This is a genomic window from Xanthomonas sp. JL1, from assembly GCF_038405005.1.
On sequence record NZ_JBBYGR010000047.1, the window covers coordinates 14067 to 27990 of the forward strand.

The window sequence follows — 13924 nt, forward strand, 5'->3', positions numbered from 1 at the left end:
AGCGAAACGCATCGGTCATGGTGCAGCCGCGCGTGGATGGCAAAAGCGGATCTGGCCATGCTCCCTCGGCGGCGAAGGGGCGTGGCCAGTACCACTCCTTGGTGCAACAACGACCTGCCGCTGCAGACAGCGGACAGGTCAAAAAAAAAGCGCGCCACCGTGGAGGGGCGGTGGCGCGCTCTCGCTACATCAGAACTTGAAGTTCAGCTGGGCCTGGTAGCCGCGGCCGTTCTTGTAGAACGCCGTCGGGGTGTCCCTGGTTCCGCTGTACAACTTATACGTGGAATCCAGCAGGTTGGTGGCGCCGAAGGTGAGACCCATGTAATCGGTGATCTGATACGAGGCGGTCAGATCCAGCTGCTTGTAGCTGTCTGCGAAGTCTTCCGATGCCAGCCGCCCGAGCTGGGTGAAGTACTTGGAGCGGTAGCTGTAGTTGACGCGCACCGTCCAGTCGCCATGTTCCCAGTACGGGATCACGTTGTAGGTGTCGCGCGACAGGTAGGGCAGGTTCAAACCGGTGCTGGCGTCGGCCTTGGCATAGGTGTAGTTCGCCTGCAAGCCGAAGCCCAGCCCGAAGGTCTGCTGGTAGTTGATCGATGCGCCCTTGACCTTGGCGTCGGAAGCGTTGGTGGGCGTGGTGATCTGATATATGCCTTGTTCATTCCCTCGGCGATCCGCCTGCCGAAACTCGCTGACAGTTGTGCTCACGATGTACGAGCTGATGTCGCGATAGAACACCTCGCCCGACAACATGCTCGACGGGGCGAAGTACCACTCGGCGGCCAGATCGTAGTTGGTGGACTCGTAAGGCCTCAAGTCCGGATTGCCGCCGCTGGCAGTCAGGTTGCCGTTGCCGCTGTTGACGGTGAACGAGCCTGCCAGATCTCCATAACGCGGACGTGCCATGACCTTGGCGACCGAGAAGCGCAGCACGGCATCGTCGGTCACGTCGTAGGCCACGTTGAAGCTCGGCAGCGCTTTACGGTAATCATGCGTCTCGGCAACGCGAGAGTAGCTAGCGCCATTGTCGGCACTTTGCCAATACTCGGACTTGTCGGTCGTATCGAGCAGGCGCACGCCGACGTTACCGCGCCACTGGCCGGATTCGAAGTTCAACTGCGTGTAGACGTTCTGGGTAATCTCTTTAACGTCGAACGAGCCACCGAAATCGGTGTTGTAGGGACCTTGCGGCTGCGCCAGCAGATAACGGCGCACCGCGCCGAGATTGGCGGTCGGCCACGTGGTCAGATCGCCGCTGGCGCCCAGACCGTCGTACAGGCTGCTCTGCGTCGTACCGGGGTTGAACTGCGTCAACGAAACCGGGTCGGTGGTGTTGATGCGGTTGCCGCGTGCGTCCACGCCATTGTCGTGATTGATGTATTTGTAGCCGAATTGCAGTTTGTTGAACGGCCCCCAGCTAAGGTCGCGCGCCGCATCCCACTGGAAGTATTTTTCCTGGTCCTTGCTCTTCTGATAATCAAGGCCGCCAGCCTGCATGGGGCTGACCTGCGGCAACGTGCCTGGAATCGTCTCAGCGCCAGGAGCCAGTCCGGCCGGATTGCCCGGAAGCGCCCAGTTGGCCGCGCCGCCGTTGTCGTAGTTCACCGCGGTATTGCGGCCGTCGAAGGCATAGTTGTACCCGCCATCCTGCATCAGATACTTCATCAGGTATTCGGGGTTCTTGCCGCCGGTGGCCTCGGTATCGCCGATCTGGGTGGTGAACACCCACTTCTCGCCCGACCAGTCGTGCCGCAGGTTCAGGCTCTTGGTGGTGACGGTGCTCTCGCGGTAGTTGGTGTCCATCTGCGCATATGGCTGGTCATTGACGCCGCCCTGCGTGTTGTCGGACACCGTGGCCGAGGTGACCACGCCGTTCTCCACATTGGCGCGGGTCACCTTTTTCAGATCGTCGTTGCAGGCCGGGCACACGTAGCGCGCCTGGCTGTAGTTGTTGTATTTACCCTTGATGTAGATGCCGGTCAGATTGAATTCGTTGTTCTCGTCCGGCTTCCACTGCAACGCGCCCTGCAAGCCGTTGCGCTCGCGGGTTTGCTGGAAGAACGCGCTGCTGATGCCGGCCGGGACGCGTGCGGTGGCCACATCGCTGCCGTCGCCGGTGATGGTGGCGGTCGCCGGAATGCCCTCGCCTTTATCGTTTCGGCCAGTGGTATAGCCGAAGTATTCGATACCGGCGCGCGCCAGGTCCTGCTCGTCATGGGTGGCCGAAATCAACGCGCCGAAGGTTTCGTCGTCGTTCTTCCAGCTCCACAAGGCCGAACCACGTGGGTTACCTTCTTTGGAGCGGTCGTTGTAGTTGTAGCCCACCGAGCCGCGGATGGTGTTCTTGGGCAGATCCAGCGGCTTGCGGGTATGCACGATCACGGTGCCGCCGATCGAGCCTTCGTCGATACGCGCTTCTGGGGTCTTGTAGACCTCCATCAGGCCGATGATTTCCGGCGACAGCAGGGTGTAGTTGAAGGTGCGGCCGCTGGTGTCGCTGGGATTGCCGCCCCAGTCGCCGGAAGCGATGGTCTGGCCGTTGAGCAGCACACGGTTCAGTGCCGGGTCGGTGCCGTTGATGCTGACCTTTTCGCCTTCGCCGAACTGGCGGTCGACGCTGATACCCGGAACATGCGCCAGCGATTCGGCCGCATTGGTGTCCGGGAACTTGCCGATGTCTTCGGCGCTGATCGCATCGACGATGGAGTTGGCCGCACGCTTGACCGACTGGCTCTTCTCCAGCGATGCGCGGTAGCCGGTGACGGTGATGGTGTCCAGCTCGGTGGTGGCCGACGGCGTGCTGGCTGGGGCTTGTTGTTCTTGTCCGGCAGCCATTGCAGAGCCGGAGCAGTACAGAGCGGCGGTGATACAGAGTGCTAACGTCGTGGTGCGGCTGTGCATGGCTAAACCTCATTGGTTAGTGCTGTGAGCGCGCTGCCCTGTAGTAGGGCGCAACGCGCTCGGCGTGGCCGGCAAAACAACACGCCCTGACCGATCGCGATACGTCCGCTGGCGCGCTTCTCCCGAAGCAGGTGCATGCGATTCGCGTGGTAAAGGAGGTGTCCCCCGTGTGGTGAAGCGCTGGAGCTAAACGCACATCTGTGAGTGGCAACGTCAGGCGACGCACAACTCACGAATCTGGAATGCCGGACGAGGGAATGCCCGTTCTTCAGTACCGAACAGTCCATGGCCCCTCCTGCCAGAACCCCGATTTGGATCGAGTCTCGCGTAGCGCTGACAGCGTTGTCAACACATCGTCATAGATCTCTGGTGTTGCTGCGATTGCGCTGCAATGCAGCATTTTCATGAAGTAGCTTTCGTTTTTGCTGCGGTGCCTGCGCAATACTCTTTGCAGCGCGACTGCTACTATCGGGGTGTTCCATCGTGAACGCGGAAACGGCATCCTGCCGCTCTGATTTTATGCAGGAATCGCCGTGAAGCAAGCGGATTTTTGGCGAATGACGCGTGTTGCCTGATTCGGGTCGATTCGCGATTGCCACAGTTGCGTTACAGGACGATTGCTGACAACGTTGTCTACCCCGTTTGCCGTTCGTCGGACAACGGGCGACGACGCCAGGCGTCGCCACAGATCAGGAGAATGCGTGAGCGCAAGCAGTCCAATGGAAGCGGTGGCCTTTCCGCGCCCCGAAACCTTCGTTGCCGCCGATGTGGGCGGGACGCACGTGCGCCTGGCGCTGGTGTGCGAAAGCAATGACGCAGGCAAGCCAGTCACTGTGCTGGACTATCGCAAGTACCGTTGCGCCGAGTATCCGGGTCTTGCCGAGATCATGGCCGCCTTCTTCGCGGAGGTGGGCTGCGCGCCGGTGCGCCGTGGCGTGATCGCCAGCGCCGGTTACGCATTGGACGACGGCAGCGTGATCACCGCCAATCTGCCCTGGGTGCTGGCCCCCGAACAGATTCGCCGCCAGCTGGGCATGCAGGCCTTGTATCTGGTCAACGATTTCGAAGCGGTCGCCTACGCGGCCAATTACATGAGCGGCAACCAGGTCATGCAGTTGTCGGGCCCCGCGCAAGGCGCCGCGGGCCCGGCGTTGGTGCTCGGTCCGGGGACGGGCCTGGGTGCGGCGCTGTGGATTCCCCACGGTGCCCACCCGGTAGTGCTGCCGACCGAGGCTGGCCACGCGGCCCTGGCACCTGCCAGCGATCTGGAAGTGGAACTGCTGCAGGAACTGCGGCGCACGCGTACCCACGTGTGCACCGAGACGCTGTTGTCCGGCCCGGGCCTGTTGAATCTGTACACCGCGCTGGGCGCACTGCGCGGCGACGCTGTGCTGCATGCCAACCCCGCCGAGATCACCGCTGCCGCATTGGCTGGCAACGATGCACTGGCGCACGATGCCTTGCAGGCGTTCTGCGGGTTCATGGGCAGCGTGGTCGGCGACCTGATGCTGCTGTATGGCGTGCGTAGCGGTGTCTATCTGGCTGGCGGCTTCCTGCCGCAGATCGCCGGCTTTATCGCTGAAAGCGATTTCGTCGCACGCCTGCTCGACAAGGGCGCGTTGCGTCCGGCGCTGGAACAGGTGCCGGTGAGCATCGTCGAGCACGGCCAGCTCGGCGTCATCGGTGCGGCCAGCTGGTTTCTGCTGCACGGCCGCTGAGCGCTGGCATATCGGCAGGTGCAGCACGCCCGCTGCACCGGATCGATCAACTCCGCATCGCGGTAGGAGCGCATCCAGGCGCGAGGAGGCGTTGCCGATAAACGCCAGGTCGCGCCCAGATGCGCTGCTACGAGCCAGCGCGGCTGTCAGGCCGGGACGCAGTGGACCGAGCCGTCGACCTGCAACGGACGACGCAATGCCGAGCAACTTCCCGCATTCCCGTAAGAGCGCACCCGGGCGCGACGAGGCGTTGCCGATAACGCCCCGTCGCGCCCGGGGACGCTGCCACGATGTCGTGGCGCTACAGGTCCCCGAACCGCGACTGCAGCGCCGCAATCGCCGCCAGCCCCGCCGTTTCGGTGCGCAGAATGCGCGGCCCTAGCTGCAGGCCGCTGAAACCGGCCTCGGCGAGGGTGGCGCGATCGCGTGGCGACCAGCCGCCTTCCGGCCCGATCGCCACGACAATGTGTTGCGGGATGCTCGATGCCAACGTGCCCAGGCGATGCTCGCCCTGCGGGTCCAGGGTCAGCCGTAGCGCGTGCGTGTCGCTGGCCTGCGCCGCGTCCTGCAGACCCAGCGGCGTGGCCACGCTGGGAAGACGTGCACGCCCGGATTGCTCGCAAGCCGAGACCACCACGCTGCGCCAGTGCGCCACGCGTTTTTCCGTGCGCGCGGCGTCGAGCTTCACCTCGGTGCGCTCGGCAATCACCGGCACGATCGCCGCAACGCCCAACTCGGTGGCTTTCTGCAGGATCAGATCCATCTTCTCGCCGCGTGCGATGCCTTGCATCAAGGTGATCCGCAGCGGCGATTCGTTGGAGAGCGGTTCCACGCGTTCGACCAGCGCACGTGCGTCGCGCTTGCCCGCCACCGTGATGCGCGCGTGGTAGTCGCTGCCGTCGCCGTTGAACAGGATGCAGGCATCGCCCTGGCGCAGCCGTAGCACGCGCAGCAGGTGATTGGCGGATTCTTCCGGCAGCGCCACTTCCTGGTCGCAGTGCAGTGGTAACGCGACGTGGGAGCGGGTCAGGCGCATGCAACGGCCTCGGCGATGGCGTGGCGGGTGGTGTCGGCCAGCAGCGCAAGTTGCGCCTCGTCCACGCAATACGGCGGCATCCAGTACAGCACATCGCCGAGCGGGCGCAGCACCACCCCCTTGTCGAGCGCCGCGCGATACGCCTTCAGGCCAACGCGTGCGGCAGACGCAAACGGCGTGCGCTTGTCGCCGCCCCGGGTCAGTTCGAATGCCACGATCATGCCGGCCTGGCGCACGTCCGCCACGGCCGGGTGTTCGCCGATTTGCGCAGCGAGCTCGCTCATGCGCGCGGCGATGGGTTGGTTGCGCGCAATTACGTCGTCGTCAGCGAAGATCTTCAACGTTGCCAGCGCCGCCGCACATGCCAGCGGGTTGCCGGTGTAGCTGTGCGAATGCAGGAACGCACGCTCGCGCGAATCGTCCAGAAAGGCGTCGTATAACTGCTGTGTGGCCAGGACCGCCGACAACGGCAGGAAGCCGCCGGTGAGCCCCTTCGACAGGCACAACAGGTCGGGCATTACGCCGGCCTGTTCGCAGGCGAACAGGGTGCCGGTGCGGCCGAAGCCGACAGCGATTTCGTCGGCGATCAAGAACGCGCCATGGGCATCGCATAGCGCACGTGCACGCCGCAGATACGCCGGGTGGTGCATGCGCATGCCGCCCGCACACTGCACGCGCGGCTCCAGAATCAGTGCGCAGATTTCGCCGGGCGATTGCTCGAACAACGCCTGCAGCGCATCGGCGGCCTGCAGTGCGTAGTCTTCGGCGCTCTGCCCGGGCTCGGCCAGATACGCATCGGGCGAGGGTGTGAACATTGACTCCAGCAATAGCGGTGCATACACGCGCCGATACAGCGGGATGTCGCCAACCGACAGTGCGCCGATGGTTTCGCCGTGATAACCGTTCTCCAGCGCAATGAAGCGCGTGCGCCGGTGCTCGCCACGATTGTGGAAGGAGTGGAAGGCCATCTTCAGCGCCACTTCCACGCCGGCCGATCCGTTGTCGGCATAGAACACCTTGGACAATGGCGCGCGTCCTGCCTGGCGTGGCGCGATTTCCAGGAGCTGCTCGGCCAGTTGCACGGCTGGGGTGTGCGTGAAGCCTGCCAGCATGACCTGCTCCAGTTCGCCGGCCTGGCGCGCGATGGCCGCGCCGATGCGCGGTTCGGTATGGCCGAACAGGTTGGTCCACCAACTGCTCACTGCGTCCAGATAGCGTCGGCCGTCATGGCCGACCAGCCACGCACCTTCGCCGCGCGCGATCGGCACCAGCGGCAGCGTGTGCGGGTGCTCACGCATCTGCGTGCAGGGATGCCACACCACCGCAAGATCGCGTTGCCGCCAATGTTCGGCAGTTTGTGCGGCTGCAGGGTCTGCTAGGATTTCGGGTTCATGGACATGTCGATGCATCTGCCTATTCTATCGGCCCGCCTTGCGGCTGCGTGCGACGCATGAGCTTGCGCCTGCCGACCATCCACAAAATCACCGATCTGGGCGACGGGCCGTTCCGTCGGCAGCGGCTGGATCTGGAATTTTCCAACGGGCAGCGCCGCATCTACGAACGTCAACTCAGCCAAGGCCACGGGGCCGTGGTGGTGGTGCCGATGCTCGATGCGCAGACCGTGCTGCTGGTGCGCGAATACGCCGCCGGCGTGCATCGCTACGAGCTGGGTCTGGTCAAGGGCCGCATCGATGCGGGCGAAACGCCCGAGCAGGCCGCCGACCGCGAGCTCAAGGAAGAAGCCGGCTACGGCGCACGCCAGGTCCAGGTGCTGCGCGCGATGACGCTCGCTCCCACTTATATGAGTCACCAATCCTGGTTGGTACTGGCACGCGACCTCTACCCCGAGCGCCTGGTCGGCGACGAGCCGGAAGAGATGGACGTGGTGCCGTGGCCGATCGCACGCCTGGACGAATTGATGCTGCGCGAAGATTTCTCCGAAGGCCGCTCGCTGGCCGCCTTGTTCATTGCGCGCGAGTGGCTGGAGCGCAACCCATGATCCGCATTCCGATGGAGCTGCGCGAAACCGTGATTGCCATCGCGTGCGATGCCGGCGCCGCCATCATGGAGGTCTATGCGCAGGACTTCGCGGTGGAGCTCAAGGACGACGCCAGCCCGCTGACCCAGGCCGACCTGGCCGCTCACCGCGTCATCGTCGAAGGTCTGCGCCGGGTGACTCCAGACGTGCCGGTGTTGTCGGAAGAATCCGCGCACGTGGCCTGGGAAGAACGCCAGTACTGGACCAGTTACTGGCTGGTCGATCCGCTCGATGGCACCCGCGAGTTCGTCAAGCGCAACGGCGAGTTCAGCGTCAATATCGCACTCATCCATATGGGCGCGCCGGTGCTCGGGGTGGTGCAGGCGCCGGTCGACGGGCGTGTCTGGTATGCCGCACGCGGCGAGAACGCGTTCCGCCGCGATGGCGACCGCGACGAGATGCTGCACACGCGCACCCCGGCGGCCAAGCCGTTACGGGTGGCCGCCAGCCGTTCGCACCGCGACGCGCGTACTACCGCCGCGCTGGATCGCATGGGCGAGATCGACGTGGTTGCGCAAGGGTCGTCGTTGAAGTTCTGCCGCATCGCCGAAGGCAACCTGGACGTGTATCCGCGCTTCGGCCCCACGTCCGAGTGGGATACCGCCGCCGGCCAGTGCGTGCTGCATGCGGCCGGTGGCGTATTGCTGGCCTGCACCAGCGGCAAACCGTTTCGCTATAACCGCCGCGACACCTTGCTCAATGGCGACTTCATTGCGTTGGGCGACCCTAATCTGCCCTGGCGAAATTGGTTGGCCTGAGCCGTGCGTGTGGAGAACGGCGCGCGAAGTCGGGCTGCTGGCACGCCGCGCTGCCACGGCTGCGTCGACTGCTGTGGCCACGGCGTTGCTGCGCAGGATGCGGACGACCTGAAAGGTACACTTCGGTACCCGCGCGCAGTTGTATGCCCGGTCGCCCTGCAGCACGCGATGACATCTGCTGTGCAGCGCGTGCGATAGGCCGCCGCTAGCGCACGCATTCTTAAAGGTTCCAGGAATACACGATGTCTCAGACCCCGCCCACCGGCGACATCCAGCAGCTGCTGCAGTTGATGGCGCGCCTGCGCGATCGCGAACACGGCTGCCCCTGGGATGTGCAGCAGACCTTCGCCAGCATTGCGCCGTACACCATCGAAGAAGCCTACGAAGTGGCCGATGCGATCGACCGCAACGACTTGGCAGGCCTGCGCGACGAGTTGGGAGATTTGTTGCTGCAGGTGGTCTTCCATGCGCAAATGGCAGCCGAGCAGGGGGCATTCGGCTTCGCCGACGTGGTCGCCACGCTCAGCGACAAACTGGTGCGCCGCCACCCGCATGTGTTCGCTGCGCAACAGGTGCCCGATGCACAGGCGGTGAGCGTCAACTGGGAGCAGATCAAGCGCGAAGAACGTCGCGCTGCCGGCAACCAGGACGACTCCGCACTCGCCGGCGTCGCGCGTGGGCTCCCGGAATGGCAGCGCTCCACCAAACTGCAATCGCGTGCGGCACGGGTCGGTTTCGATTGGCCTGGGCCAGTGCCGGTGCTGGAAAAATTGCAGGAAGAAATCGAAGAACTGCGTGTGGAGTTCGCACGCGGCCCGGTGGCCGACAACCAGGCCCGGCTGGAAGACGAACTGGGCGATGTGTTGTTTGTTTGCGCCAATCTGGCGCGGCATGCCGAGGTCGATGTCGGCGCCGCGCTGCGGCACGCCAATCTGAAGTTCGAACGCCGCTTCCGTGCGATGGAAGCGCAGGCGCATGCGACCGGTACTGCCTTGAATGCGTTGTCGCTGAGCGAGCAGGAAGCGCTGTGGCAACAGGTCAAACGTAATGAGCGCAGTCGCGATGTGCAGGCTGGCGATGGTCCAGCCATCGCCAGTTCCGGGAGCGATGCACCGGCCTCGCAAGCGCCTCTTCCCTGCGCACCGTCCGTGCACCACCCTGGCGCCTGTCACCGGGCAGTTGTCGGCCAAGTGGCCCACAGCGCAGATGGCAATCACTCCGCCCTCGACAGCTCGGACTCCGACACGCCACGTTCCATATGAACCTCGCGCCGACCACGCTGTTGCTGTTTGCCGCGACGGCGCTCGCCGAGCTGGTCGGTTGCTACCTTCCTTATCTCTGGCTGCGCAACGGCGGCAGCGTGTGGCTGCTGTTGCCCACCGCGCTACGCCTTGCCAGCTTCGTGTGGCTGTTGAGCTTGCATCCGGACGCGAGCGGTCGCGTGTATGCGGCCTATGGCGGCGTCTATATTGCCAGCGCACTGGGCTGTGGTTGTGGTGGGTGGATGGCGTGACGCCGACGCGCTGGGATCTGCTCGGCGCCGTCTGCTGCCTGTTCGGCATGGCGATCATCATGTTCGCACCGCGTAGCGCCTGACTGCGCTTGCGCAAACGCGCGCACGTTGCCGGTGTTGTCCAGTTGCCGCCCGCAGCGGCTGCACCTGTCATGCACGAGGCTGGCATTGGAGCGGCTAACAAAACGTAGCAAGCAGTCGCCAGGTGGGTGCGGACAGCGCACGCAGAACCGCAGTGTGCGCGTGGTACATGCCGATTCCGAGTACCGGCCGCGTCCGCCTGGCGGTGAGCGCAGTCGTTTTGTTGGCTGCTCTTAGGCATCGGGAGCGCTGAGGCATACTCAGGCAGGGATAGATCCACTAGACGCAAGGGGCTGCAGATGTTTCCGACTTCTTTTCTCGCCATCGTCGTGCTGGTTGCAGGCGTCGTTGTCTTGTTCAAAACCGTGCGCATGGTGCCGCAGGGCTACCAGTGGACGGTGGAGCGCTTCGGCCGCTACACCCACACCATGAGCCCAGGGCTGCACTTTCTGGTGCCGGTGGTCTACGGCGTGGGCCGCAAGATCAACATGATGGAACAGGTGCTGGATGTCCCCAGCCAGGACGTCATCACCAAGGACAACGCGGTGGTGCGCGTGGATGGGGTGGTGTTCTTCCAGGTGCTGGATGCGGCCAAGGCCGCCTATGAAGTGTCCAATCTGGAAATCGCCTCGATCGCGCTGGTGCAGACCAATATCCGCACCGTGATCGGTTCGATGGATCTGGACGAATCGCTCAGCCAGCGCGAAACCATCAATGCGCAGTTGCTCAGCGTGGTCGACCAGGCCACCAACCCGTGGGGCATCAAGGTGACGCGGATCGAAATTCGCGACATCCAGCCGCCACGCGACCTGATCGATTCGATGGCGCGGCAGATGAAGGCCGAGCGCGAAAAGCGAGCGCAGATCCTCGAAGCCGAGGGCTCGCGTCAATCGGAAATCCTGCGCGCCGATGGCGAGAAGCAGGCCGCCGTGCTCGAAGCCGAAGGCCGCAAGGAAGCCGCCTTCCGCGACGCCGAAGCACGCGAACGTCTGGCCGAAGCGGAGGCGCGCGCCACCCAGGTGGTGTCCGATGCGATCGCCAACGGCAGTGTGCAGGCGATCAATTATTTCGTCGCACAGAAGTATGTGGAAGCGTTCAAGGCGCTGGCCACCGCGCCCAACCAGAAGTTCGTGCTGATGCCGATGGAGTCCAGTGGCATCATCGGCTCGATCGCCGGCATCGCCGCGTTGGCCAAGGAAGCGATTGGCAAGCCCGACGCACCTGCCGTGCGCGTGCCGCCGTTACCGCCGCGCGCAGGAGGCTGAGCGATGCGCTGGGATGTGGCGGTCTGGGCAGTGCTGGCGCTGCTGCTGATTGCGGCCGAGACCTTGGTGCCGGGTGCCTTCCTGCTGTGGATGGGGATCGCTGCCGCAGTGGTGTGCGTGTTGGTGCTGGTGTTGCCGGACATCGCGTTGCTGGTGCAGATCGTGGCGTTCGTGGTGCTCAGCTTCGTCTCGGTGCAGGTGTATCGCACCTGGTGTCGCGGCAAGGGCCGTGAGAGCGATCGCCCGTTGCTCAATCGACGTGCCGAGCAGGTGATCGGCCGTCGCGTGTTGCTCGATCAGGCCATCGACGATGGTCGCGGGCGCGTCAAGGTCGACGATGCGTTCTGGGTGGTCGCCGGTCCCGATCTGCCGGCCGGCACGCCGGTGCGCATCGTCGGTGTCGATGGCAGACCTTGCTGGTGCAGCCGGTCAGCTGACGTCCGCGGGCAGGGCACATGTTGCGCTGCCAATGTCCGCATTGTTGCAGCGCGGCGTAGCATCGCGCTGCGTCACTGTTCTCCAATCAGCGTAATCGCGCTGCTGCGCGCACGCCGTTCCCCAGGCGCGGCAGGACGGGGATAATGAGCGTCTTTCCTTGGACCGGCGCTCATGACCCAGAAGACCATCCTCAACGACACCCATCGTGCGCTCGGCGCCAAAATGGTCGACTTCGGCGGTTGGGACATGCCGATCCACTATGGCTCGCAGTTGGACGAGCACCACCAAGTGCGCCGCGACGCCGGCATGTTCGACGTCAGCCACATGACCGTGGTCGACCTGCACGGTGCGCGCGTACGCGCGTTTCTGCGCGACCTGCTCGCCAACTCGGTGGACAAGCTCAAGGTCTGCGGCAAGGCGCTGTACACCTGCATGCTCAATCCGCAGGGTGGGGTGATCGACGACCTCATCGTCTATTACATGAGCGAAGACTTCTTCCGGTTGGTGGTCAATGCCGCCACCCGCGAAAAAGATCTGCAGTGGATCGGCGAGCAGGCCGTACGCTTCGATGTGCGCGTGGAAGAGCGCAGCGACTTCGCGATGATCGCCGTGCAAGGCCCCAACGCACGCGCCAATGTCATCGACCTGCTGGACCCGGCCGACACCGCAGCGGCGAGCAAGCTCGGCCGTTTCGCTGCACTGCAAACGCGTTCGCGCGATGGCATCGAATTGTTTCTTGCGCGCACCGGCTACACCGGCGAAGACGGTTTCGAAATCGTGTTGCCGCAGGAGGCCGCCGTCGCGTTCTGGAATGCATTGCTCGCGCAGGGCGTCAAGCCAGCAGGTCTGGGCGCACGCGACACCTTGCGTCTGGAAGCGGGCATGCATCTTTACGGGCAGGACATGGACGATGCGGTCACCCCCTACGAAGCCGCGCTGGCCTGGACGATTGCCCTGGACGAAGGACGCGACTTCATCGGTCGCCGTGTGCTCGAGTCGCAAAAGGCGCAGGGTGCACCGCGTCAGTTGATCGGTGTGGTGATGGACGACAAGGGCGTGCTGCGACATGGCCAGGCGGTGTTCACCGCCAGTGGCGAAGGCGAGATTCTGTCCGGCACGTTCTCGCCGACGCTCGGCAAGGCGATCGCCTTCGCGCGCGTGCCGGCCGGCAGCATCGATCAGCTACGCGTGGACATCCGTGGCAAGCAGGTGCCGTTGCGCGCGGTGAAATTTCCGTTCGTTCGCGATGGCCAGGCACAGCCCGGCGTGCTCGGCGACTGAAGCGTGCGACGCCGTGCATCCTGCGCACGGTGCCGCGTCCGCATCACCCGCCACCACACTGGCGCGTGCACCTGTCTCGTCGCGCGGTCTAAACTAACCACCTGTCCCCAACCCTCATCTTTCCCGGAGCACACCCATGAGCGAGATCCCTGGCGACCTCAAGTTCCTCAAATCCCACGAGTGGGCCCGCATCGAAAGCAACGGCCGCGTGACCGTCGGCATTTCCGACCACGCGCAGGGCTTGCTGGGCGACCTGGTGTACGTCGAACTGCCGGGCGTCGGCGACACCGTGCAGGTCGGCAACGGCGCTGCGGTGGTGGAATCGGTCAAGGCCGCCTCCGACGTCTACAGCCCGGTCAGCGGCACCGTCGTCGAGGTCAACAGCGCGTTGAGCGACAAGCCGGAAACCATCAACGAAGACGCCTATGGCGAAGGCTGGATCTTCGTCGTCGAGATCGACGACAAGGAACAACTCAACGACCTGCTGGACCCGGACGACTATGCGGAGCTGCTCGAAGACGACGAGCACTGATCCGGTTTCGTTGCCGCCGGCATCCGATGGCCGCTCTCAGAGCGGCCATTTTTTTTGGCGCGCTGGCGCCAGCGAGGCACGATCTCGGTGTGACAATGCCACGCCGTCGGCAGTTCGGTCTGGGACAGGAGTGCGTCGGTCGGTCTGTCGACGGCGATGCCGCTGCTCGCACGTCGATGCGGTAGGCGTATCGGCGGCAACGATCGAACTCGCATCCAATGCTCGCTCATCTGCACACGCGCCGGATTTCTGACGTGAGTCGTTCGTGAGGGTCTGGCGTGCACTCGGTGAAAAATTTTCCGCGGTGTTGCCCGTCGCGTTCGTCCGACGATGCATGCGATGCATGCCGCAGTCGGTGCGCGC

General features: G+C 64.3%; 10 protein-coding genes, 1 other RNA gene and 2 pseudogenes. 9 read left to right on the forward strand and 4 right to left on the reverse strand.

Annotated elements, in window-relative coordinates:
- Positions 1 to 189: 189 nt before the first annotated feature.
- A complete protein-coding gene (locus tag WJW29_RS10855; protein WP_011258538.1) occupies positions 190 to 2901 on the reverse strand; it encodes a TonB-dependent receptor in 2712 nt (903 codons plus the stop codon).
- Between the two features lie 701 nt (positions 2902 to 3602).
- Here WJW29_RS10855 and WJW29_RS10860 point away from each other — a divergent pair.
- Positions 3603 to 4619: a glucokinase family protein gene (locus WJW29_RS10860; protein ID WP_033013205.1), complete on the forward strand. Its 1017-nt coding sequence runs from the start codon at positions 3603 to 3605 to the stop codon at positions 4617 to 4619.
- 301 nt (positions 4620 to 4920) lie between these two features.
- Here the strand turns inward: WJW29_RS10860 and WJW29_RS10865 are convergent, their stop codons facing one another.
- Complete coding sequence (locus tag WJW29_RS10865; protein WP_011258540.1) at positions 4921 to 5655, reverse strand: 16S rRNA (uracil(1498)-N(3))-methyltransferase; 735 nt, start codon at positions 5653 to 5655, stop codon at positions 4921 to 4923.
- Entirely contained in the window at positions 5646 to 7064 is a 1419-nt protein-coding gene (gene bioA / locus WJW29_RS10870; protein ID WP_011258541.1) for an adenosylmethionine--8-amino-7-oxononanoate transaminase, read from the reverse strand. Before bioA ends, WJW29_RS10865 begins: the two co-directional genes overlap by 10 nt.
- 41 nt (positions 7065 to 7105) lie before the next feature.
- Between bioA and nudE the strand changes: the two genes are divergently transcribed.
- From nudE to WJW29_RS10890, 4 genes and pseudogenes are all read left to right on the forward strand, one after another.
- Positions 7106 to 7654 (forward strand): ADP compounds hydrolase NudE, encoded by a 549-nt coding sequence (gene nudE, locus WJW29_RS10875; protein WP_012445296.1) that lies wholly within the window; start codon positions 7106 to 7108, stop codon positions 7652 to 7654.
- Complete coding sequence (cysQ, locus tag WJW29_RS10880; RefSeq protein ID WP_011258542.1) at positions 7651 to 8451, forward strand: 3'(2'),5'-bisphosphate nucleotidase CysQ; 801 nt, start codon at positions 7651 to 7653, stop codon at positions 8449 to 8451. The genes nudE and cysQ overlap by 4 nt, the downstream gene beginning before the upstream one ends.
- 242 nt (positions 8452 to 8693) lie before the next feature.
- Positions 8694 to 9713, forward strand: a complete 1020-nt coding sequence (gene mazG / locus WJW29_RS10885) for a nucleoside triphosphate pyrophosphohydrolase (RefSeq protein WP_011258543.1) — start codon at positions 8694 to 8696, stop codon at positions 9711 to 9713.
- A pseudogene (locus WJW29_RS10890) lies at positions 9710 to 10047 on the forward strand (YnfA family protein). The gene mazG and the pseudogene WJW29_RS10890 overlap by 4 nt, the downstream one beginning before the upstream one ends.
- Before the next feature lie 92 nt (positions 10048 to 10139).
- On the opposite strand, the gene WJW29_RS10895 reads toward WJW29_RS10890, so the two are convergent.
- Positions 10140 to 10216: non-coding RNA, sX9 sRNA (locus WJW29_RS10895), on the reverse strand.
- Positions 10217 to 10344: 128 nt separating this feature from the next.
- On the opposite strand from WJW29_RS10895, the gene WJW29_RS10900 reads away from it, so the two are divergent.
- From WJW29_RS10900 to gcvH, 4 genes and pseudogenes are all read left to right on the forward strand, one after another.
- Positions 10345 to 11310: an SPFH domain-containing protein gene (locus WJW29_RS10900; protein ID WP_113051309.1), complete on the forward strand. Its 966-nt coding sequence runs from the start codon at positions 10345 to 10347 to the stop codon at positions 11308 to 11310.
- A gap of 3 nt (positions 11311 to 11313) precedes the next feature.
- Positions 11314 to 11747 (forward strand): annotated as a pseudogene (locus WJW29_RS10905) (NfeD family protein).
- 172 nt (positions 11748 to 11919) lie between these two features.
- A complete protein-coding gene (gcvT, locus tag WJW29_RS10910; RefSeq protein WP_011258548.1) occupies positions 11920 to 13029 on the forward strand; it encodes a glycine cleavage system aminomethyltransferase GcvT in 1110 nt (369 codons plus the stop codon).
- A gap of 136 nt (positions 13030 to 13165) precedes the next feature.
- Positions 13166 to 13561, forward strand: coding sequence for a glycine cleavage system protein GcvH (gene gcvH / locus WJW29_RS10915; protein ID WP_011258549.1), 396 nt, complete (start codon positions 13166 to 13168; stop codon positions 13559 to 13561).
- The last annotated feature ends 363 nt before the right edge of the window (positions 13562 to 13924 follow it).